At 71.1% G+C, this 19,728-nt stretch carries 17 protein-coding genes; 10 read left to right on the plus strand and 7 right to left on the minus strand.

Features of this window, described 5'->3' with window-relative positions:
• Window positions 1–120 precede the first annotated feature (120 nt).
• A complete protein-coding gene (locus Aco04nite_RS31030; RefSeq protein WP_213000778.1) occupies window positions 121–1,179 on the minus strand; it encodes a DNA polymerase III subunit beta family protein in 1,059 nt (352 codons plus the stop codon).
• A 58-nt stretch (window positions 1,180–1,237) separates the two neighbouring features.
• On the opposite strand from Aco04nite_RS31030, the gene Aco04nite_RS31035 reads away from it, so the two are divergent.
• Window positions 1,238–1,756 (plus strand): P-loop nucleotide/nucleoside kinase family protein, encoded by a 519-nt coding sequence (locus Aco04nite_RS31035; protein WP_213000779.1) that lies wholly within the window; start codon window positions 1,238–1,240, stop codon window positions 1,754–1,756.
• 54 nt (window positions 1,757–1,810) lie between these two features.
• Here the strand turns inward: Aco04nite_RS31035 and Aco04nite_RS31040 are convergent, their stop codons facing one another.
• Window positions 1,811–2,404: a LysE/ArgO family amino acid transporter gene (locus Aco04nite_RS31040; protein WP_213000780.1), complete on the minus strand. Its 594-nt coding sequence runs from the start codon at window positions 2,402–2,404 to the stop codon at window positions 1,811–1,813.
• A gap of 69 nt (window positions 2,405–2,473) precedes the next feature.
• On the opposite strand from Aco04nite_RS31040, the gene Aco04nite_RS31045 reads away from it, so the two are divergent.
• Window positions 2,474–3,304 (plus strand): LysR family transcriptional regulator ArgP, encoded by an 831-nt coding sequence (locus Aco04nite_RS31045; protein WP_213000781.1) that lies wholly within the window; start codon window positions 2,474–2,476, stop codon window positions 3,302–3,304.
• On the opposite strand, the gene Aco04nite_RS31050 is transcribed toward Aco04nite_RS31045, so the two are convergent.
• Together Aco04nite_RS31050 and Aco04nite_RS31055 are read right to left on the minus strand one after the other, a co-directional pair.
• The gene (locus Aco04nite_RS31050; protein ID WP_213000782.1) at window positions 3,301–3,846 is read right to left on the minus strand and encodes an LOG family protein; all 546 of its coding nucleotides are present in this window, start codon (window positions 3,844–3,846) and stop codon (window positions 3,301–3,303) included. The genes Aco04nite_RS31045 and Aco04nite_RS31050 overlap by 4 nt on opposite strands.
• Window position 3,847: 1 nt before the next feature.
• Window positions 3,848–4,624 carry an LOG family protein gene (locus Aco04nite_RS31055; protein ID WP_213000783.1) on the minus strand — a complete coding sequence of 259 codons (777 nt, stop codon included), beginning with the start codon at window positions 4,622–4,624 and terminating at the stop codon, window positions 3,848–3,850.
• Window positions 4,625–4,822: 198 nt separating this feature from the next.
• Here Aco04nite_RS31055 and Aco04nite_RS31060 point away from each other — a divergent pair, with 198 nt between their 5' ends.
• A complete protein-coding gene (locus Aco04nite_RS31060) occupies window positions 4,823–4,990 on the plus strand; it encodes a hypothetical protein (protein ID WP_213000784.1) in 168 nt (55 codons plus the stop codon).
• A gap of 27 nt (window positions 4,991–5,017) precedes the next feature.
• On the opposite strand, the gene dapE is transcribed toward Aco04nite_RS31060, so the two are convergent.
• Window positions 5,018–6,094 carry a succinyl-diaminopimelate desuccinylase gene (gene dapE, locus Aco04nite_RS31065; protein WP_213000785.1) on the minus strand — a complete coding sequence of 359 codons (1,077 nt, stop codon included), beginning with the start codon at window positions 6,092–6,094 and terminating at the stop codon, window positions 5,018–5,020.
• 90 nt (window positions 6,095–6,184) lie between these two features.
• Between dapE and Aco04nite_RS31070 the strand changes: the two genes are divergently transcribed.
• Genes Aco04nite_RS31070 through dapD form a run of 3 tightly spaced genes read left to right on the plus strand, consistent with a single transcriptional unit; the run spans window position 6,185 to window position 8,710 of the window.
• Window positions 6,185–6,478, plus strand: coding sequence for a hypothetical protein (locus Aco04nite_RS31070; RefSeq protein WP_213000786.1), 294 nt, complete (start codon window positions 6,185–6,187; stop codon window positions 6,476–6,478).
• Window positions 6,475–7,758, plus strand: a complete 1,284-nt coding sequence (locus Aco04nite_RS31075; RefSeq protein WP_213000787.1) for a hypothetical protein — start codon at window positions 6,475–6,477, stop codon at window positions 7,756–7,758. Before Aco04nite_RS31070 ends, Aco04nite_RS31075 begins: the two co-directional genes overlap by 4 nt.
• Before the next feature lie 10 nt (window positions 7,759–7,768).
• Window positions 7,769–8,710, plus strand: coding sequence for a 2,3,4,5-tetrahydropyridine-2,6-dicarboxylate N-succinyltransferase (gene dapD / locus Aco04nite_RS31080; protein WP_213000788.1), 942 nt, complete (start codon window positions 7,769–7,771; stop codon window positions 8,708–8,710).
• Here dapD and Aco04nite_RS31085 read toward each other — a convergent pair.
• Window positions 8,699–9,646, minus strand: a complete 948-nt coding sequence (locus Aco04nite_RS31085; RefSeq protein ID WP_213000789.1) for an ArsR/SmtB family transcription factor — start codon at window positions 9,644–9,646, stop codon at window positions 8,699–8,701. The genes dapD and Aco04nite_RS31085 overlap by 12 nt on opposite strands.
• 57 nt (window positions 9,647–9,703) lie before the next feature.
• On the opposite strand from Aco04nite_RS31085, the gene Aco04nite_RS31090 reads away from it, so the two are divergent.
• From Aco04nite_RS31090 to Aco04nite_RS31105, 4 genes are all read left to right on the plus strand, one after another.
• The gene (locus Aco04nite_RS31090) at window positions 9,704–10,906 is read left to right on the plus strand and encodes an MFS transporter (RefSeq protein ID WP_244876417.1); all 1,203 of its coding nucleotides are present in this window, start codon (window positions 9,704–9,706) and stop codon (window positions 10,904–10,906) included.
• 73 nt (window positions 10,907–10,979) lie between these two features.
• Window positions 10,980–12,008 carry a LacI family DNA-binding transcriptional regulator gene (locus Aco04nite_RS31095; protein WP_213000790.1) on the plus strand — a complete coding sequence of 343 codons (1,029 nt, stop codon included), beginning with the start codon at window positions 10,980–10,982 and terminating at the stop codon, window positions 12,006–12,008.
• 21 nt (window positions 12,009–12,029) lie between these two features.
• The gene (locus Aco04nite_RS31100) at window positions 12,030–15,875 is read left to right on the plus strand and encodes an ATP-dependent helicase (protein ID WP_213000791.1); all 3,846 of its coding nucleotides are present in this window, start codon (window positions 12,030–12,032) and stop codon (window positions 15,873–15,875) included.
• On the plus strand, window positions 15,872–19,330 hold the full coding sequence (locus tag Aco04nite_RS31105; RefSeq protein WP_213000792.1) for an ATP-dependent helicase: 3,459 nt from the start codon (window positions 15,872–15,874) through the stop codon (window positions 19,328–19,330). Before Aco04nite_RS31100 ends, Aco04nite_RS31105 begins: the two co-directional genes overlap by 4 nt.
• Here the strand turns inward: Aco04nite_RS31105 and Aco04nite_RS31110 are convergent.
• On the minus strand, window positions 19,301–19,690 hold the full coding sequence (locus tag Aco04nite_RS31110) for a pilus assembly protein CpaE (protein ID WP_244876427.1): 390 nt from the start codon (window positions 19,688–19,690) through the stop codon (window positions 19,301–19,303). The two genes, Aco04nite_RS31105 and Aco04nite_RS31110, sit on opposite strands and share 30 nt — an antisense overlap.
• Window positions 19,691–19,728 lie beyond the last annotated feature (38 nt).

The following is a 19,728-nucleotide window of genomic DNA, read 5'->3' on the forward strand; positions in this document are numbered from 1 at the left end:
CCAGAGGTGCCTGCTCAGAGGGGTCGCCCAAGCGAGGGCTGCCCAGGGAAAGGCCGGTCAGGGAGCGGGCGGTCAGAGAGGGGCCGGTCAGGGAGCGGCGGTCAGGGAGGGGGCGGGTGGTCAGTGGCGGACGGGCATGAGGATTGAGTAGGTCGTGGGGGTTCGGACGGCGAGGGGTTTGATGGGGCCGTCGAGCTCGAGGGTTAGTTGGCCTGGGCCGGTGGCGGCGAGGGCTTGGAGGAGGAATTCGCGGTTCACGGCGATGTGGGTGGGGGAGTCCTCGGACCAGTCGGATTCGTCGGCGGTGCGCAGGAGGGTGCCGGTGGGGTCGAGGGTGAGGATGGCTAGCTCGTAGGGGGTGCCTTGCAGGTCGCGGTGGATCGGGGTGGCTGCGTGGACCGCGGCGCGGAGGGTGGGGGCGTCGGCCTGGATGCTGCGGGCGTCGGCGGAGGGGGCGGCGGAGGTCAGGGCGCGGTGGTCGGGGAAGTCGACGTCCAGGGGGCTGGTGTCGAGGCGGCCGGACGGGGTCTGGGCGCTGATGGTGGCGGGTGTGAGGTCGAGGGTCACGATGCCGGGGCTGAGCAGGGGGCGGAGGGCGTCGATGAAGGGGAGCGGGGCGACGAGCCGGGTGGGTGGGCCGGTGATTGTGGCGGCGGATTCGGCGACGGCCAGGCGGTAGCGGTCGGTGGCGACCAGGGTGAGGGAATCGGGGCGGGTTTCGAGGAGGACGCCGTTGATCATGGGGAGGTCGGGGTCGATCGAGGCGGCGAAGCGGACGGCGTCCAGCGCGGCGGACAGGGCGTCGGCGGGGAGGCTGATGCTGGTCATGGTGATCTCCAGGGAGTTGAGGCCGGGGGCGAGCAGGTGGCGCAGGCGGGTCAGCTCGTGGCGGGCGTCGGTGAGGCCGTCCTCCAGCCGCTGCTGGTAGTCGTCCAGGAGGGCGCGGACGGCGGGTGGGTCGGGGAGGTGGGCGACCGCGCGGGCTATCTCGGCGACCGGCATGCCGACCCGGCGCAGACCCGCGATCAGGCGGGCAGCGAGGAGCTGTGACTCGCTGTAGCGGCGGTAGCCGGTTGCCGGGTCGACCTCGGCGGGCACGAGCACCCCTGCGCTGTCGTAGAACCGCAGGGCACTCACGGCCAGACCGCTTGCCCTGGCCACCTCGCCGATACCTCTCATCGCTGCCACGATGAAGAGCCTGGTGTCTCCACCAGGTGGAGAGTCAAGGGGGACGCGCGTGGCGCATGACGTGGTGCTGGTGAACGGGCTGCCCGGCTCGGGCAAGAGCACCCTCGCTCCTCGCCTCGCCGCCGCGCTCGGTGCCGCGTGCCTGGTCAAGGATCGGATCAAGGAGTCGCTGGCGGAGGCCGTGGTGACCGAGGTGCCGGGGCTGGGCGCGGTGGCCATGGAGACCGTCTGGGCGCTCGCCGCCGCGGTGCCGGGCATGGTCGTGGTCGACTCGTGGTGGTTCAAGCCGCGCGATCTGGAGCACGCACAGCGGGGCATTGCCCGCTCGGGCGCGGCGGCCACGGTGGAGCTCTGGTGCGACGTCCCGGCCGAGACCGCCCGGTCCCGCTTCATCGCCCGCAAAAGGCCATCTGTGTACGCGGATGCCGAGCGCCTCGCCACCGACTGGGCCACCTGGGCAGCGGTCGCCGAACCGCTGGCGATCGGCCCGGTGGTCCGCGTCGACACCTCCCGGCCGGTGGACATGCCGAAGCTGGTGACCGCCGTCCGGGCAGCGTTGTGGACCTGACCCGAATCCGTCAGCTTTCGAGAAGCGCGAGAAGCGCAGATTTTCCCAGACGGTTCAGAGGACGAGCCCGATGCCGAGCGCGGCCATCACGACCGCGATGACGCCGTCGAGGATCCGCCAGGCGCTCGGCTTTTCGAGTACCGGCGCCAGCCGGCGCGCGCCGATGCCGAGTGTTCCGAACCAGAGGAGGCTGGCCGTCGAGGCGCCCGCGCCGAAGAGCCAGCGGTGTGGGTGCTGCTGGGCGACCGAGCCGAGGAGCAGCACGGTGTCCAGGTAGACGTGCGGGTTCAGGTAGGTCAGGGCCAGACAGGTCAGCACGGTTGTCCGCAGGGTGGCGGGGGCGCGGCCGGTCACCACGAGGGACGAGGACGTCAGCGCTCGTTTTGCGGCGAGTACGGCGTACGAGATGAGGAAGACGGCCCCGGCCCACCGGATGACGGTGACCGTCACCGGATGCGCGGCCACCAGGGCTCCCAGGCCTGCGATCCCGGCCATGATCAGCAGGAGGTCGGAGAGTGCGCAGATCGCGACGACCGGGAGGACGTGTTCGCGGCGCAGTCCCTGGCGGAGCACGAAAGCGTTCTGGGCGCCGATGGCGACGATGAGGACAAGGGCCGCGGCGAAGCCGGCGAGCGTGGAGGCGAGCACGTGCTCGACGGTAGGAGGAAGATCTTCTGTACTCCAGCTAAAGATTCTTCAGGGACATTAGGAAGACTTATGGATGCCCAGCAGCTCGCCACGTTCGAGGCCGTGATCACCGAGGGCAGTTTCGATGCGGCCGCGCGTGCGCTGCACGTGACGCCGTCCGCGGTCAGTCAACGGATCAAGGCGCTGGAGCAGGCCGTCGGGCAGGTTCTCGTACGCCGCACCAAGCCCGCCGAACCCACCGAGGCGGGCCAGGCCCTCGTCCGGCTCTCCGGCCAGATCGCCCTGCTGGAGCGCGAGGCGCTGGACGCCGCCCGGGGCGCGCCGACGGGCGGCGGGCGGACCAGGATCTCGGTGGTGGTGAACGCGGATTCCCTGCTCACGTGGTTTCTGCCGGCGCTGGCTGCCCTGCCCGCCGAGCCGGCGCTCAGCTTCGACATCCACCAGGACGACCAGGACCACACCGCCGATCTGCTGCGCAGCGGCACGGCGATGGCCGCGGTGACCGCGCAGGACGTCGCGGTGCAGGGCTGCCGGGTCGAGCCGCTGGGCTCGATGCGTTACCGGGCGGTCGCCGCGCCCGGCGTCTTCACCGATTTCGCGACCACGCCGATGATCCTGCTCAACCGCAAGGACCGGCTCCAGCACCGCTTCATGAACGACCCGGCCGTGACGCCGCCGATCCATTACGTCCCGGCGTCGGCGGCGTTCGAGCAGGCCGTGCGGCTCGGCCTGGGCTGGGGAATGCTCCCCGAGCCGACCGTCACCGGCGACCTCGTGGAGATCGTCCCGGGCCGCCACCTCGACGTCCCGCTGTACTGGCAGTACTGGCGCATGGAATCGACGGTCCTGGCCGCCCTGACCAGCGCGGTCAAGCAGGCGGCCAGGACCGCACTCCGCTAGGCCAGAGCCGCTTCGATGTGGTCGAGGGCGGCGTCGATCGAGGTGACCACGGTGACCTGGGCCAGGGCCTGGGTGCGGACGAAGGCCGTGTCGGTGATGTCGTTGAGCCATTTCCAGAGGCCGGTGTAGAAGCCGTCCGGGTCGAGCACGACGATCGGTTTGCGATGCAGGTCGAGGGTGGCGGTGGTCCAGACCTCGAAGAGCTCGTCGAGGGTGCCGAGGCCGCCGGGCAGCGTGATGAAGGCGTCCGAGCGCTCGATCATGATGTTCTTGCGGACGCCCATGTCGGTGGTGACGACCAGCTCGTCCGAGGCGGTGTCGGCGACCTCGAGGTCGACCAGGGACTGGGGGATGATGCCGAGGGTGTGGGCTCCGCCGGCGCGGGCGCCGTCGGCCACTGCGCCCATCATGCCGACGCAGCCGCCGCCCGAGACCAGGGAGTGGCCGCGGGGGCCGAGGGCCTTGCCGACCGTGGTGGCGAGGTCGAGGTGCTCGGGGGCGAGGCGGGTCGAGGAGGCGCAGAAGACGCAGATCGCGGCCATGTCAGCGATTTCCGTTGCCGGAAAGGGCCTTGTCGGCTTCCACGATGTACTGCACCGCTTCCTCCACGTCGTCGGTCAGCATGATCAGCTCCATGTCGTCCTGGCTCACCTTGCCCTCGGCGAGCAGGCGTTGCTTGATCCAGTCGACGAGGCCGCCCCAGTATTCGGTGCCCATGAGGATGACCGGGAAGCGGGTCACCTTGTGGGTCTGCACCAGGGTGACCGCCTCGAACAATTCGTCGAGGGTGCCGAAGCCGCCGGGGAGCACGACGAACGCCTGGGCGTACTTGACGAACATGGTCTTGCGGACGAAGAAGTAGCGGAAGTCGATGCCGATGTCGACCCAGGAGTTGAGGCCCTGCTCGAAGGGGAGCTCGATGCCGAGGCCCACGGACATGCCGCCGGCCTCGGTCGCGCCGCGGTTGGCCGCCTCCATCACACCGGGGCCACCGCCGGTGATCACGGCGTAGCCGGCCTCGGCCAGGGCGGCGCCCAGAGCGGCTGCCATCTCGCACTCGGGGCTGTCGGGGCCGCTGCGTGCCGAGCCGAAGACGCTCACCGCGGGCGGCAGGTCGGCTAGGGTATCGAAGCCCTCGACGAATTCGGAGAGGATGCGCAGCGCCCGCCAGGCGTCCTTGGTCTTCCACTCGCCGCGATGGTGCGAATCAAGCAGCTTCTCATCGGCCGTGCTGGGCGGAATCGAGTCACGACGCAGCGTGACTGCGCCGCGATGACGCTCGTGAGGTGGGCGAGCGCGATCATCGGAGCTGTCCGTCATGGCATCCACGGTAGTGCTGCTCGTCTGCGCCGGTGAACTATCCGGTGGGCTTTTGCCAAGAGGATTGCGACGTCGCGGGCTTTTTGCCAGATTGAAGCAACGCAAAGTAGCTCTGCGACGTCTGTACAGTTACGAAACCCCGCACGGCATGCACGGCGTCCGGCTTCGGCCGGGCATCAGGGCGAAGGAGCCACCGTGATGACCCGGTACGAGCGAATGAAGATGCAGCGCCGCATGCAGCGGCGCATCCGCATGGTGGTCGAGGAACGGCGCATGACGCTGGCCCATCGGCCGCCCGTTGATCAGGGCTTCGAAGGCGTCGACCCCGAGGCCACGGTCGAGATCCCAAGACCCGAAAAAACCTGATTCGCACCGTACGCCCGGAGCGCGCGCCTACTCGTCAGCAGCCAGCCAACGGTGCAGGGTGGCTGCCCCGTCGCGAATCTTGCCGATCTCCACGTGCTCGTCCTGGGCGTGCGCGAGCCGGGGATCGCCCGGCCCGTAGTTCAGTGCGGGGATGCCCAGCGCCGCGAACCGCGCCACATCCGTCCAGCCGAGCTTCGCCGCGGGCTCCTCGCCGACCGCGAGCAGGAAATCCCGGGCGGCCGGGGCGTCGAGCCCGGGCAGCGCGCCGGGCGCGGAGTCGGTCACCTCCAGATCGAAGCCCTTGAAGACCTCCCGCAGGTGGGCGAGCGCCTGCTCTTCCGAGCGGTCCGGGGCGAACCGCAGGTTGACGTCGATCTCGCACTCGTCGGGGACCACGTTGCCGGCCACCCCGCCGGAGATCCGCACCGCGCTGAGCCCCTCGCGGTAGTTGCAGCCGTCGATGGTGACCCGGCGCGGCTGGTAGTCCTCCAGCCGGCGCAGCACCTCGCCCGCGGCGTGGATCGCGTTGACACCGCGCCAGGCCCGCGCCGTGTGCGCACGGCGGCCGTGGGTCCGCACGGTGGCGGTCATCGTGCCCTGGCAGCCGGCCTCGACCACGCCGTACGTCGGCTCGAGCAGCACGGCGAAGTCGGCGCGCAGCCAGTCGGGCCGGTCCTGGCCCGCCAGGTGCAGCCCGTTGAACTGCGAGTCGATCTCCTCCGACTCGTAGAACAGGTAGGTGATGTCGTAGCGCGGGTCGGGCAGCGTCGCGGCCAGGTGCAGGGCCAGCGCCACGCCGGACTTCATGTCGGCGGTGCCGCAGCCGTAGATGAGGTCGTCGACGACGGTCGACGGGAAGTTGTCGTTCAGCGGCACGGTGTCCAGGTGCCCGGCGAGCACGATCCGCTGCTCCCGGCCGAGCTGGGTGCGCGCCATGACGGTGTTGCCCTGCCGCTCGGTGCTCAGGTGCGGGGTCTTGCGCATCGCGTCCTCGACGCAGTCGGCGATGACCTTCTCGTCGCGCGAGACGGACTCGATGTCGACCAGGGTGCGGGTCAGCTCCACCGGGTCGACGAGCACGTCAGGGGTAAGCGGGTTGGCCATGGGCCGCACATTACCGCCCGAACGTGAACCGGATCGGGGTGCTCGCGGGAGCTACCGTCGAAGGCGGTTCCCGAGCGGAAGGTGACGCTGATGCACGTCGATGCCGCAGAGCTGCGAGCGGTCGCTGATCGGTTACGTGACCAGGCAGAAGATCCACTCGCGCGGGCGGCCGGCCTGATCGCGCGGGCCGGGTCCGGCGTGGTGATCGACACTCTCTTCGACGACTACGTCACGGCTGTGCCCTATCGCGAGGTCGCCGCGAGCTGGCAGGGCGAGTTGCGGGTTCTGCAGGAAGCGCTCGCGGCGCTGAGCGACGCGCTGATCAGGGCCGCTGATGACTACGACGCCGCGGACGAGCGGGCGGCTGAGGGGATGCCGCGATGAGCCACTCCGCGCTGGACCGGCTGACCTCGCTGCAGGACGAGATCCACGCGGCCGGCGGGGGCTGGGGCGCTGGGGCGCGGGCCGCGATCGAGGTGCCGGGCTTCGGGGGCGATCCGGATGGCGTACGGGGCCTCGCGCGGGTCTGGGACGAGGCGGCCGGGGCGGCGGAGGTCGCGCTGGCGACGCTGACCACGGTCGAGGGCGCGGAGGTCGCCGGGGTGTGGGCCGGTAATGCGCACAACGCGGCGGCTGAGGTCGTACGAGCGCTTGCCGATGAGGTTGCCCGGGCGGCGCAAGCATTGCGGGACGTCTCTGGGCAGCTCCGGGCGTACGGAGAGGGGATTGAAAGCGAGCAGTGGCGTGACCGGACCGGCCAGGCCGTGGTGCGCGAGAGCCCGATCGAGGGTGTTGATCTGCGGGTGGCAGCGCACATCTCGGCGCGGTCGCACGGGGAGGATCTAGCGGTGGGGCTGCACGATGCGGCGACCCAGGCCCGCGCACATCTGCTCGACGAGCCATTTCTGGCTCCCGTGGACGACATTGTCGTGGCCGATACCGGCGTGCTCACCCCCGCTATGGCGGTGCGCGCTTCCGAGGCGCTTTTCAAGGCGCCGGAGCTTGTTGTGGGCGCGGAATCGGCGGAGCTCCGGGCGTACCTGATGAAAGGTCTCGCGGCTGGTTATGGCGCCGCCGATCTCGCTGTTTTCGAGACCCGGATCGCGTCGCACGATGCGGAATGGCTCGACCGGCACCTGAGCCCGCTCGACCCCGACCGCGGCCCGGTCACTGCGCGTCGCAGCCGGACGCCGTGGAGTCAGGGGCCGTTGCCCACCTGCGTCGCGGCCTCGACCGTCACCGTCCGTGCCGAGGTCGATCCGATCTACGCGCTGAGCATCACCGACGGTGACTTCGACGAGCGGCTCCGGGCCGAGCAGTTGCGGGTGTACGACGGCGGCCGCAGCTGGATCCAGGACGCGCTCGGGCGCGACGGGATGACCGCCGGGCAGTCGGAGCAGGTCGCCAACGAGGAGATCGGCCCGCGCGCCGGCGTCACCTACGACAACGTGGCGCTGACCGGGGACGTCCTGGACGACGTCGAGCGGGCCGCTGACGACGGCTATCCGGTGCCCTTCATCACCGACGATCACCAGCTCGTGGTGACCGGCCACACCGACGACCAGCTGCAGGTCTACAACCCATGGGGCTACACCTACTGGATCAGCGAGGACGAGTTCCTCGATGGTTCTCCTGGGTCGGTCCGGCTGCCCCGAACCGGGTAGGGTTCCGGACGTGAGTAGCGAGATCTCCCCCGCCTGGGGCATCGGCCTGGCAACTGTGACCGCTGACGGCACGGTGCTCGACACCTGGTACCCAGCCGGTTACCTCGGTCTCGGGGAGGTTCCCGCCGACGCCCCCGCCCTGCCCGCCGGTCTCACCGGCCCGAAGGCGCTGGCCGGGCTGTCGACCGTCGAGGTCCGCGTCGAGATCGCGTCGCTCGCCGATCCGATCAAGGACTCCTCCGAGGCCTACCTGCGGCTGCACCTGCTCTCGCACCGCCTGGTCAAGCCGAACGCGCAGAACCTCGACGGCATCTTCGGCATGCTCGCCAACGTCGCCTGGACCTCCGCCGGCCCGTGCCCGGCCGACCGCGTCGACGAGCTGCGCCTGATCGAGCGCGCCGCCGGCCGTCACCTCGCCGTCTTCGGCGTCGACAAGTTCCCGCGGATGACCGACTACGTAGTGCCCAGCGGCGTCCGGATCGCCGACGCCGACCGGGTCCGCCTCGGCGCGCACCTCGCCGCCGGCACCACCGTCATGCACGAGGGCTTCTGCAACTTCAACGCCGGCACGCTCGGCACCTCCATGGTCGAGGGCCGCATCGTGCAGGGCGTCATCGTCGGCGCCGACTCCGACATCGGCGCGGGCTCGTCGATAATGGGGACGCTCTCCGGCGGCGGCAAGGAGAAGGTCACCATCGGCGAGCGCAGCCTGCTCGGCGCCAACGCCGGCATCGGCATCTCGCTCGGCGACGACTGCGTGGTCGAGGCGGGCTGCTACATCACCGGCGGCGCCAAGCTGACCCTCCCGGACGGCCGCGTGGTCAAGGCCCGCGAGCTCTCCGGCGTCAACGGCCTGCTCTTCTGGCGCAACTCGGTGACCGGCGCCCTCGAGGCCCGGCCGCGCAAGGGCACCGGCATCACCCTCAACTCCGACCTGCACCTAGCCCAGTAACGTCTCGCCCTTCGGGGTGGTCGCGTAGAGCACCGAGCGGCCGGTCCTGGTCCGGGTGATCAGGCCGGCTCTCTCCAGGACCTTCAGGTGTTCGCTGACGCCGGCCAGGCTCAGGTCCAGATGGACGGCGAGCTGGCTGGTGGTGGCGGGCAGCGTCCGTAGGATAGCGGCGCGTTTCGCACCGATCAGCGGTGCCAGGTCGGCCCCGGCTCCGGGCGGATCCGCGATTCCCCGCGCGCGGTAGGCGATGGTGACGGGGCGTGACGGGTCGGTGCTGATCGCCAGGTTGGCGAAGACGGACGGGACGAGCAGCAGGCCGTTGCCGGTCAGCGCGTAGGTCCCCTTGTCGCGATGCTCGATCGCGATGGCGTTCTCCACCGACCAGCTCACCCGGGGGTGCAGCCCGGCCAGGCCCTCGGTCCAGCCGTACGCCGCGATCCGACCGGCCCGCTGCACGATGTCACGCTCCAGCACCGCGCGGAACCGTGGCCACTCCGGCTCGATCAGCGTCGTCCACGCCGCTTGCAGGGCGTCGGCGAGCCGGTCGACCACGTCGTCGGCGGCGAGGATGTGGCGGGCGTACTCCGGTGGGGTGCGGTGCCCGCGCAGATTCAGCTCCAGCTCGGCCCGCGCCCGCTCCAGCGGGGTCGCCCGGACGACGGCCAGATCCTCGCCGATCTCCCGCCGCGAGCTGACCGGCGCCGGATGTAGGAAATCGGCGTTGTCGTCACGGCGGAACAGGCTGGTCAGCGCGCCGATCGCGGGCACCTCCCGGCGCAACTGCGCCAGTTTCGGCTTCATCCGCCGCACCCACGACGCCAGCACGCCCGCCTCGGCGTTGCCTGCCAGCAGGAACAGCGCCCCCTCCACCTCGAACAGCGGCGAGATCGCATACCGGCACCCGGCAAGATCAGCGGGCGAGACCTGGATCAGCATGTTTCGCTCACCACCGAAACTTTAGCCGTACGCCCGCCACGCACCGATCGTGAACCGGTGACCTATCGCGACGTGTTCGCCGTAACCCAGTTCCGCACGGTGCTCGGCAGCTTCGCCCTCCTGCTGATCAGCGAGAGCATCAAGATGCTGGCGCTGTCGGTGCTCGTCTACACGAGTACGGGCTCGACCTTGCTGGCCGCGCTCGCCTACGTGGCCGGGTTCCTGCCCCAGGTGCTCGGCGGGACCCTGCTGCTCGCGTTCGCCGACAGGTGGCGGCCGCGGCGGCTGATGGTCGGCTACGACCTGGTCCGGATGGCGCTCGCCGTAGTGCTAGCGCTCGCGGTCCTGCCGCCGGTCGGCGCGATGCTCGTCGTGTTCGTGGTGGGCAGCTTCGCGCCGGTGGCGCAGGCCGCCCGGACGGCGTTGACGGCCGACCTGCTGCACGGGGACGCGTACATATTGGGTCGATCGCTCTTCACCGTTGTGTCCGGGGCGATGCAGGTGGTCGGGGCTGCCGTGGGCGGTCTGCTGCTGACGGTGACCGGGCCGGCTTCGGCGCTCTGGCTCGCCGCCGGGGGCTGCGCGGCGTCGGCGCTGGTGGTGCGTTTCGGGCTGACCGACCACCCGGCCCGCCGTACGGGTGACCGGAGCGCGGTGCGGGAGACCTGGCAGGTCAACGGTGCTCTGCTGCGGGACCGGGGCGTTCGGCGGTTGCTGCTGGCCCAGTGGTTGCCGGGATCGCTGATGGTCGCGTCCGAGGGTGTTGTCGTGCCGTACGCGTCCTCGCTGGCCGGAATCCTGCTCGCCGCCGCGGCCGGGGGGATGTTGCTGGGTGATCTCCTGGTGGCCCGTTTCCTGTCACCCGTGCGGCTCACGCCCTGGCTGGCGCTCATTCTGGGGGCGCCTTTGCTGGTCTTCGTGCTGCGACCCGGCGTGGTGCCGGCGTCGATCGCGCTGGGCGTCGCGGCCGCCGGCTTCTCGTATCAGCTCGGACTGGCCCAGCGATTCCTCGACGCCGTGCCGGCGCAATGGCGAGGACAGAGCCTCGGACTCGTCGGCACCGGCACGATGGTCGTGCAGGGACTGGCGATCACCGGCGCGGGCGGACTCGCCGAGATCCTGTCGCCCGGCGTGGTCATCGCGGTCGCCGGAGCGGCATCCCTGCTCGCGACCTTCACTCTTTGGCGGACACTTTCAGGCCCTGCCGGACCGGTGCGATTGATGGCTACCGGCCCGACAGGGGGATCAAGTGCCCGCTGAACGCATTCAGCCGTTTCCTGGATAAGGAGTCAAGGTTTGTCGATTTCTCGACAGGTCGTGGAAGACTCGTCGCATGGCCCCGCAAAGGGCGACCCTCCTCCAGGTCGCACAGCGGGCCGGGGTGTCCCGAAGCACGGCGTCCTTCGTCCTCACCGGACGCCACCTGGACATGCGGATCTCCGAAGACGCCCGGCAACGGGTCCTCCGGGCGGCCCAGGATCTGGACTACCGGCCCAACCTGATGGCGCGCAGCCTGCGCACCAAGGTCACCAAGACGGTCGCGCTGCTCTCCGACACCCTCGCCTCCGATCAGTACGCCGGCCGCGCCATCCACGGCAGCCTCGCCGCCGCGGTCGCCCACGGTCACCTCCTGCTCATCGGCGAAACCGAAGGCGACCCGGTCGTCGAGGAACGGCTCATCTCCGGCTTCCTCGACCGCCAGGTCGACGCCTTCGTCTACGCCAGCATGTCCACCCGCCACGTCCGCGTCCCCAAGCTCCTCAAAGGCCACCCCGTGGTCCTGCTCAACTGCCTCACCCGAGCAGCCACCCCGACCCACCACGCGGTCATCCCGGACGAGCTGGCCGCCGGCTGGAGCGCGGCCCGGACCCTCGCCGAGGCGGGCCACCGGGACGGCATCTACCTCGTCGGACACCCGGCCCAGCACGTCTTCGCCGGCCGCGAACGCCTCGCCGGCCTGCGCGAAGGCCTCGCTGCCACCGGCACGAAACTCGCCGGCACCATCGGCTGCGACTGGCAGCCCGAGCAGGCCCACGACGCGATCAGTCAGGCCCTGGCCGCCGGAACCGCCCCGAAGGCCCTGGTGTGCTTCAACGACCGGATCGCGCTGGGGGCGTACCAGGCACTGCAGGAAGCAGGCCGCACCATCCCGGCCGACGTCTCGGTCCTGTCCTTCGACGACTCCGAACTGGCCGCCTGGCTCCGCCCGCAGCTGACCAGCATTGCCCTCCCCTACTACCAACTCGGCTGGAAAGCCGTCGAACTCCTCCTCACCCACCAGGTCCAGCCCCCGGCAACCCACCGCATAACGATGCCGGTCCGTCTCCGCGCCTCGGTCGGCTCGCTTGGGATTTTGTCGTAGGTGCGTGGTCTTATTGGTGCCGTGACCTCGACTCCTGGTGCTGTTCAGCGGCCTGCGTACCGGCTGGTGCGCAGGCCTGCGGCGGTTGCGGAGTCGTTGCGTGACGATCCGTTGCAGCGGTATGTGATCGGGCACACGTCGGGGCCGCTGTTGGTGGTCGGGGGGCCGGGCACGGGGAAGACGACGGTGCTGGTCGAGGCCGTTGCCGCGCGGGTGGCGTCCGGGGTGGATCCCGAGCGGATCCTGGTGCTGACGTTCGGGCGGCGCGGGGCGACGGCGCTGCGGGATCGGATCGAGGCCCGGATCGCGGGGCCGACGTTTCACGAGCCCCTGGTGCGCAGCTTCCATGCGTACGCGTTCGGGCTGCTCCGCCGTGCCGCCGCTGAGCGGGGTGAGCCCTCGCCGCGGCTGCTGACCGGCCCGGAACAGGATCTGATCATCCGCGAGCTGCTCGAAGTGGTGAGCGACGCGGAGGCCGCCGACACGATCGGGTGGCCCGACGCGTTGCGGCCGGCGCTGCCGACGCGGGCCTTCGCCCAGCAGCTCCGCGACCTGATGCAGCGTGCCGCCGAGCGGGGGATCGGCCCCGTCGACCTCGCCGAGCACGGCAGACGCCTCGGGCGCGACGACTGGCCGGCCGCCGCCCGTTTCCTGCGGGAGTACGTCTCCGTCCTGGCCCTGCGCGACGTGACCACCCGCGGCTCGACCGCCTACGACCCCGCCGAGCTGGTCCGCGCCGCTACGGGGTTGCTGGCTGACGATCCGGTCCTGCTCGACTCCGAGCGTCGGCGCATCGACTACGTCTATGTGGATGAACTGGCCGATACCGACCCGGCGCAGATCGAGCTGCTGGCGCTCGTCGCCGGGGGCGGGAAGCCACTGGTCGCATTTGGTGACCCGGATTCCTCGATCTACGGGTTCCGGGGCGCCGACCCGGAGGCTGTGGACGGCTTCGCCACCAAATTCCGGACGGCCTCCGGCGCGCTCGCCGAGACCGTCATGCTGCACACCAGCTATCGGGTCACGCCGGGGCTGCTCGCCTCTACCGGACGGGTCGCCCGGCGCATGCGCGGGCGGATGAAGCACCGCGCCCTGCATCCACCGCCCGCGCTGCCCGAGCCGGCTCTTCCACTTGCTGATGCGGTCCGGATTGAGGCGGATTCGCCTGATGCCGGACCGGTCGGGGGATCGGCCGCTGTGCGGGTGCCCGCTCAGGGGACCGGTGAGCAGGCTTCGCCGCCTGCTGGGCAACCGGTCTCGCTGCCTGCTGGGCCGCCAGTTCCGCTGCCTGTTGGGCAACCGGTCTCGCCGCCTGTTGGGCCGCCGGTTTCGCTGCCGCGAGCCGAGGTGGCTGCGGCTGTGGTGCGGACGTTTCGGTCGGCGGCGAGTGAGACGGCGTACGTTGCGCATGCGCTGCGGGAGGCTCATCTGCTGCAGGGCATTCCGTGGTCGCGGATGGCGGTCGTGCTTCGGTCGACGACGCTCCAATTGCCCTCGTTGCAGCGCGGGCTGGTGGCCGCGGGGGTGCCGACCGTCACCCATGCCGAGGATCTTCCGCTGCATCTTCAACCGGCGGTTGCTCCCTTCCTGCTTCTGCTGCGGTGCGCGTTGGAGCCCGATCTGCTCGACGAGGAGTCGTCGGTCGCGTTGCTGCACTCGCCGCTGGGTGGGGCGGACCCGCTCGCCGAGCGTCGTCTGCGGCAGGGGCTACGGGCGTTGGCGCTGGCGGCGGGGGATCGGCGGCCCTCGGGGGAGCTGCTCGTCGACGCGTTGCGGGATACGGCCGGGCTGGATGTCGTGGAGCGCAGGTGGGCGGTTCCGGCGCAGAACGTCGCTCGGCTGATCGCCGTTGCGCGGGCGGCCGCCGCTGTTCCCGGGGCCACCGCCGAGCAGGTCCTGTGGGATGTCTGGCGGGCGAGCGGGCTTTCCGACCGGTGGTACGCATTGAGTACGCGCGGGGCGCCCGTCGAACCCGGTGGCGAAGGGGGGCGGGCCCGGCAGTGGCGGGCCGAAGCTGCTGACCGGGATCTCGACGCCATGGTGGTGCTGTTCGACGCGGCGGCGCGGTTTGTTGACCGGCTGCCGGGTGCGCGTACCGAGATCTTTCTCGATCATGTGCTTGGTCAGGATCTGCCCGCGGACTCGATCGCACCCAGCGCGGACCGGGGCGAGGCCGTGCGGCTGCTCACCGCGCACGCTGCGAAGGGGCTCGAGTGGGACGTCGTGGTGCTGGCCGGGGTGCAGGAGGGAATCTGGCCCGACCTGCGGCTGCGGGGGAGTCTGCTCGGGTCGGAGCGGCTCGTTGACCTGATCGCCGGCCGGCCGGCCGCGGGTGCTGCGGCGGTCGTGGGGCAGACCTCGGCCCTGCTCGACGAGGAGCGGCGGTTGTTCTATGTGGCTGCCACCCGGGCGCGGCAGCGGCTGATCGTGACCGCCGTCGCTTCGGCGGGGGTCGGCAGCTCCGAGGGCGAGGAACAGCCGAGCCGTTTCCTGACCGAACTCGGCCTGCCCGACCGGCGCGGCGACGGCCCCCCACCGACCGACCCCCACCGCCCCGACCCCGACGACCCCGGCCCCCCCGAACCCGACGACCCGCAACCCCCGGACCCGGACGACTCCGGCCCGAGCGATGCCACCCCGAGCGATGCCACCCCGAGCGACGCCAGCCCGAGCGATGCTGGCCCGAGCGGCGCAGGCCCGAGCGATGCTGGCCCGAGCGACCCCAGCCCGAGCGACCACGGACCGAGCGACGCCGGCCCGAGCGATCCGGGCTCGAACGACGTCGGCCCGAGCGATGCCCCGGCTGCTGCCGTGCCGGACATGTCAGACATGCCGGGAAGTGGTGTGGGGGATGGCGGGGCCGACGATGAGGAGTTGGCTGTTGGCCGGCCGCCGCGGGCGTTGACGCTTTCGGCGTTGGTGGCTGAGTTGCGTACGGTTGTTGTTGCTCCGGGCAGCACGCCGGGCCGGCGGCATGCCGCTGCGGGGGAGTTGGCGAAGCTGGCTCGGGCGGGTGTTCCCGGGGCTCATCCGGACGAGTGGTGGGGTCTGCGTCCGCTCTCCGATGATCGGCCGCTGGTGGACGACGGTGATCCGGTCAAGGTGACGCCGTCGAGCATGGAGAGCGCCCTGCGGTGCAGTCTGCGGTGGCTGCTCGAACGGCACGGTGGTGCGGGGCCGGCGGGTCCGGCGCAGGGTGTCGGCAACCTGGTCCATGCCGCTGCGATGCTCGCCGAGGATGCGAACGCCGATCGGGAGCAGCTGGTGGAGTACGTGTCGGCGCGGTTCGACGCGATTGAGCTCGCTGCTCGATGGCTGGCCGGCCCCGAGCACGAGCGGGCCCAGGGGATGGTGGACAAGCTGCTGCGCTGGCTGGCGAAGAATCCGCGCCGGTTGCTCGCGATCGAGCACGAGTTCACCGTACGGCTGGATGATCCGAGTCGTCCCATCCAGCTGACCGGGCGGGTTGACCGGCTGGAGGTCGACGAGCAGGGCCGGTTGGTGGTCATCGACTTGAAGACGGGGAAGAGTACGACCGTTTCCGCGCCGGAGGTCGAGGAGCATGCGCAGCTCGCGGGCTACCAGGCGGCGGTTGATGCGGGGGCGTTCGACAGTTTCAGCGTGGGCGCGGAGAGTGGCGGGGCGGGGCTGGTGCAGCTCGGGCCGACCAAGGAAGCGCGCGAGCAGATGCAGGTGCCGCTCAGTGAGGCCGAGGATCCGCAGTGGGCGTACGCCATGGTGCGCCGGACCGCGGACACCATGGCCGCGGCGACGTTCTCGGCGGTGGCCAATGCGAAGTGCCGGGTGTGCCCGGTCCGTACGAGTTGCCCGATCAGCGGCCAGGGCCGCCAGGTAGTGGAGCCGTGACTCAACCGTCGCTTTTCGCCGATGCCGCCCCCAAGCCGCGACGCCGTGCTGATTCCGGGCCCCGCTACACCCCGGACGAGCTGGCCAAGCTGCTGCGCCTGCACCGCCCCACGCCCGAGCAGGCCGCGATCATCGCGGCGCCGATCGAGCCGGTGCTGGTGGTGGCGGGGGCAGGGTCGGGCAAGACCGAGACCATGGCGGCCCGGGTGCTCTGGCTGGTCGCGAACGGGTACGCGCACCCCGACGAGATCCTGGGTCTCACCTTCACACGTAAGGCGGCCGGCGAGCTCGCGCACCGGGTGCGTACCCGGCTCGGGCAGCTTGTCCGCCGGCTGGGCCGCGACGATCAGTTCACGGGCGAGGCGACGATCTCGACCTATCATTCGTACGCCGCCCGGGTGGTCACCGAGCACGGGCTGCGCGCCGGATACGAGCCGTCCGCCCGCCTGCTGACCGAGGCGGCCCGCTGGCAGATCGTGGATTCGATCGTGCGCTCGTACACCGGTGAGATGACCGGGCTGAACCGCGCGCCCAGCACGGTGACCGACGATGTGCTCGCGCTCTCCGGGGAGCTCGCCGAGCACCTGGTCACGCCGGACGACCTGGCCGCCTGGACCGGCCGGTTCTTCGCCGACGTGCAGTCGCTGCCGGGGCGGGTCTACAAGGACGTGTCGGACGTGCTGATGCGCCAGCGGCACCGGCTCACCCTGCTGCCCCTGGTCCGCCTCTACGACCAGCGCAAACTCGACCTGGAGGCGATGGACTTCGGGGATCAGATGGCCCGGGCGGCGCTGGTCGCCCGCGATCACCCCGAGGTCGGCGCGATCGAGCGGGGGCGCTACAAGATCGTGCTGCTCGACGAGTACCAGGACACCAGTCACGCGCAGGTGGTGCTCCTGAACGCGCTGTTCGGCGGCGGGCATCCGGTCACCGCGGTCGGTGACCCGTGCCAGTCGATCTACGGCTGGCGGGGGGCGTCGGCGGGGACGCTGGACCGGTTCCCGACGGAGTTCACCGGGCCGGGCGGGCGCGAGGCGTGGGTGCTCAACCTGACGCGTAGCTGGCGGAACAGGCCGGAGATCCTGCAGGTGGCGAACACGCTGTCCCGGCCGTTGCGCGCCGCCGGGGCCCGGGTGGCCGAGCTGATCCCGGCGCAGCGCGTGGCTGAGCACGTCGGGGGGCGCACGGTCGCTTGTGCGCTCCTGCACACGTACGCCGATGAGGCCGAATGGATCGCGGACTCCCTGCTCACCGCGTGGCGGCTGGCGGCCGGGCTGCCGGAGGCGCTGGCCGGCGACATCCCCCTGGACAAGCGGCCGACCACCGCGGTGCTGGTCCGGGTCCGCAGTCAGATCCCCGCGATCGAGGAGGCGCTGCGCTCGCGCGGGCTGCCGGTCGAGGTGGTCGGTCTGGGCGGTCTGCTCGACACGCCAGAGGTACGCGATGTGGTGTGCACGCTGCGGGTGCTCGCCGACCCGACCGACGGGGCCTCGCTGCTGCGGCTGCTGACCGGCTCGCGCTGGCGGATCGGCCCCCGGGACCTCGTGGCGCTGCATCGGCGGTCGCGGGCGATCGCCTCCGCGCGGGTCGCGAACACCACCGGTGATGCCCAGGAGGCTGAGCTGGCCGAGATCGTCGGGGACCGGCTCGACGACGCGTCACTGGTCGAGGCGATGGCGGATCTCGGGGTGGCGCAGCAGTACTCGCAGGAGGGGTATCCGCGGCTCCGGGCGTACAGCAGGGAGCTGGCTGAGCTGCGGCACCGCCTGGACCAACCGCTGCCCGACCTGATCGCCGACATCGAGCGGACCATCGGCCTGGACGTCGAGGTCGCGGTCCGGGGCTGGGGTGCGGGCGACGCCGGTCTCGCGCGCGGTCACCTGGACGCACTGGGCGACGTCGCGGCCCGGTATTCGGGGGAGACCGACGGTGGCACGCTCGCGGGTTTCCTGGCGTTCCTGGTCGCCGCCGAGGAGGAGGAGCGGGGTCTCGCCCCGGGGCAGGTCGACGTTATCGAGGGCGCGGTGCAGATCCTGACCGCGCACGCCGCGAAGGGCCTGGAGTGGGACGTCGTGAGCGTCGCGGGGCTGGCCAAGAACGTGTGGCCGGGCATGACCCGCGGCTCGGACAACTATCTCGGCGGGATGGGCGTGCTGCCGTTCCCGCTGCGCGGCGACTCCGACGGTCTGCCCGTGCTGGACCTCGGCGAGGCGGTCGACCAGAAGGATGTCGCCACGGCGGTGACGGCGTTCGGGCGGGCGTGGCGGGAGCATGACGAGCGGGAGGAGCGGCGGCTCGCGTACGTCGCGGTCACCCGGCCGCGGCGGCTGCTGCTGGCCTCGGGCTACTGGTGGGGCGACGGCGTGAAGCGCCCGCGTGGCCCGTCGGTGTTCCTGAACGAGATCCGCGCGACCTGCGACGACGGTGCCGGTGTGGTGGACCGCTGGGCCCCCGAGCCCACCGCCGACGCGGTGAATCCGAGCGCCGAGCTGGTCGCCTCCGCGGAATGGCCGTCGGACCCGCTGGGCGCCCGCCGCCCGGCGATGGCCGCCGCCGCCGACCTGATCCGCCGGATGATCGCCGCCCCCGACCCGGAGACCGCCGTGGCGTTCGTGGAGCTGGCCGAAACCGACGACGAGATCGCCGCCCGGGCAGGCCTCGCCGCCGACGTAACCGGCCTGGCCCTGCACGGCGACGAACTGCCGCCCGTGGCCTCGGCAGGAGGCTCGACCCCGGCTGAGCGCTCCGACATCGAACGCTGGCGGACCGAGGTGGCTCTCCTGCTCGCCGAGCGTGAGGAGCGCGCCCGGCACGAGGGTCCCCTCGACGTGGCTCTCCCGCCGCACCTGTCGGTGTCTCAGCTCGTTGTCCTGCGCCACGACCCTCAACATCTGGCCCGTACGCTGCGCCGGCCCCTGCCCGCACGGCCGGCGCCCTACGCCCGGCGCGGTACGGCGTTCCACTCCTGGCTGGAGCAGCGTTACGGCTCGGTCCGGCTGCTCGACCTGGATGAGCTCCCTGGTGCCGCGGACGACGACGCGGCCGGCGACGACGAGCTGGCCGCCCTTCAGCAGGCTTTCCTGGCCGGTGAGTGGGCCGAGCGCACGCCGATCGAGGTAGAGGTCCCGTTCGCGACCACGGTGGCGGGCATCGTGCTGCGAGGGCGGATGGACGCCGTCTTCACGGAGGTGGGTGGCCGTTACGACGTCATCGACTGGAAGACGGGTCGCCGCCCCACCGGACCGGCCGCTGACGCTGCAACGGTGCAGCTCGCGGCGTACAGGATGGCTTGGGCGGCTTTGGCGGACGTGCCGGTGTCGCGGGTGCGGGCCGGTTTTCACTATGTCCGCGAGGGTGTGACCGTGCGCCCGGCCGACCTGCTGGATGCGGACGGCCTGGCCGCACTGATCACCGCGGTGCCGCTCCTACAAGGCGGCGGCGAGCAGATGGAGTAGCGCCTCGGCGTAAGCGGCCGACGGCGTTTCGGACGTGAAAGTCCGTTCTTCACCCAGCAGGATGATCTCCACATCCCATCGGTCGCCGGTGCGCCGCAGGGCCTGGAACGTGCCGCCGAGCAGCCCCCGCATCTGGTCCTCGCGGGGTAGCCAGAGAGCCTCCTCCAGCTCCACGTCGTCCATCGCCCATTCCGTGGTTCCGTTGAACCCGATCACCTGGCCTTCGGGGAGTGTGTGCACCTCAATGGTCATATTGCTGAGGACGAAAACGTCCTCGTCCAGGTCCCGATCGGGGATCGCGAACCGGTCGCCCGGGGCCGGTTTCCAGAGCAGTCCGGCGTCCTTCAGAGCCTGTGCCATGTCCACGCCGATCACGGTGAAACCGCCTCTCTTCGTGC

The sequence above is a fragment of the Winogradskya consettensis genome (assembly GCF_018332715.1).
GTDB lineage: Bacteria > Actinomycetota > Actinomycetes > Mycobacteriales > Micromonosporaceae > Actinoplanes > Actinoplanes consettensis.

What these genes read in the sequence shown, in the direction of transcription:
- Aco04nite_RS31030 (WP_213000778.1), bottom strand. Translation starts at nt 1,179, where the DNA reads ATGAGAGGTATCGGCGAGGTGGCCAGGGCAAGCGGTCTGGCCGTGAGT.
- Aco04nite_RS31045 (WP_213000781.1), top strand. Translation starts at nt 2,474, where the DNA reads ATGGATGCCCAGCAGCTCGCCACGTTCGAGGCCGTGATCACCGAGGGC.
- Aco04nite_RS31050 (WP_213000782.1), bottom strand. Translation starts at nt 3,846, where the DNA reads ATGGCCGCGATCTGCGTCTTCTGCGCCTCCTCGACCCGCCTCGCCCCC.
- Aco04nite_RS31055 (WP_213000783.1), bottom strand. Translation starts at nt 4,624, where the DNA reads ATGACGGACAGCTCCGATGATCGCGCTCGCCCACCTCACGAGCGTCAT.
- Aco04nite_RS31060 (WP_213000784.1), top strand. Translation starts at nt 4,823, where the DNA reads ATGACCCGGTACGAGCGAATGAAGATGCAGCGCCGCATGCAGCGGCGC.
- dapE (WP_213000785.1), bottom strand. Translation starts at nt 6,094, where the DNA reads ATGGCCAACCCGCTTACCCCTGACGTGCTCGTCGACCCGGTGGAGCTG.
- Aco04nite_RS31070 (WP_213000786.1), top strand. Translation starts at nt 6,185, where the DNA reads ATGCACGTCGATGCCGCAGAGCTGCGAGCGGTCGCTGATCGGTTACGT.
- Aco04nite_RS31075 (WP_213000787.1), top strand. Translation starts at nt 6,475, where the DNA reads ATGAGCCACTCCGCGCTGGACCGGCTGACCTCGCTGCAGGACGAGATC.
- Aco04nite_RS31085 (WP_213000789.1), bottom strand. Translation starts at nt 9,646, where the DNA reads ATGCTGATCCAGGTCTCGCCCGCTGATCTTGCCGGGTGCCGGTATGCG.
- Aco04nite_RS31095 (WP_213000790.1), top strand. Translation starts at nt 10,980, where the DNA reads ATGGCCCCGCAAAGGGCGACCCTCCTCCAGGTCGCACAGCGGGCCGGG.
- Aco04nite_RS31110 (WP_244876427.1), bottom strand. Translation starts at nt 19,690, where the DNA reads ATGGCACAGGCTCTGAAGGACGCCGGACTGCTCTGGAAACCGGCCCCG.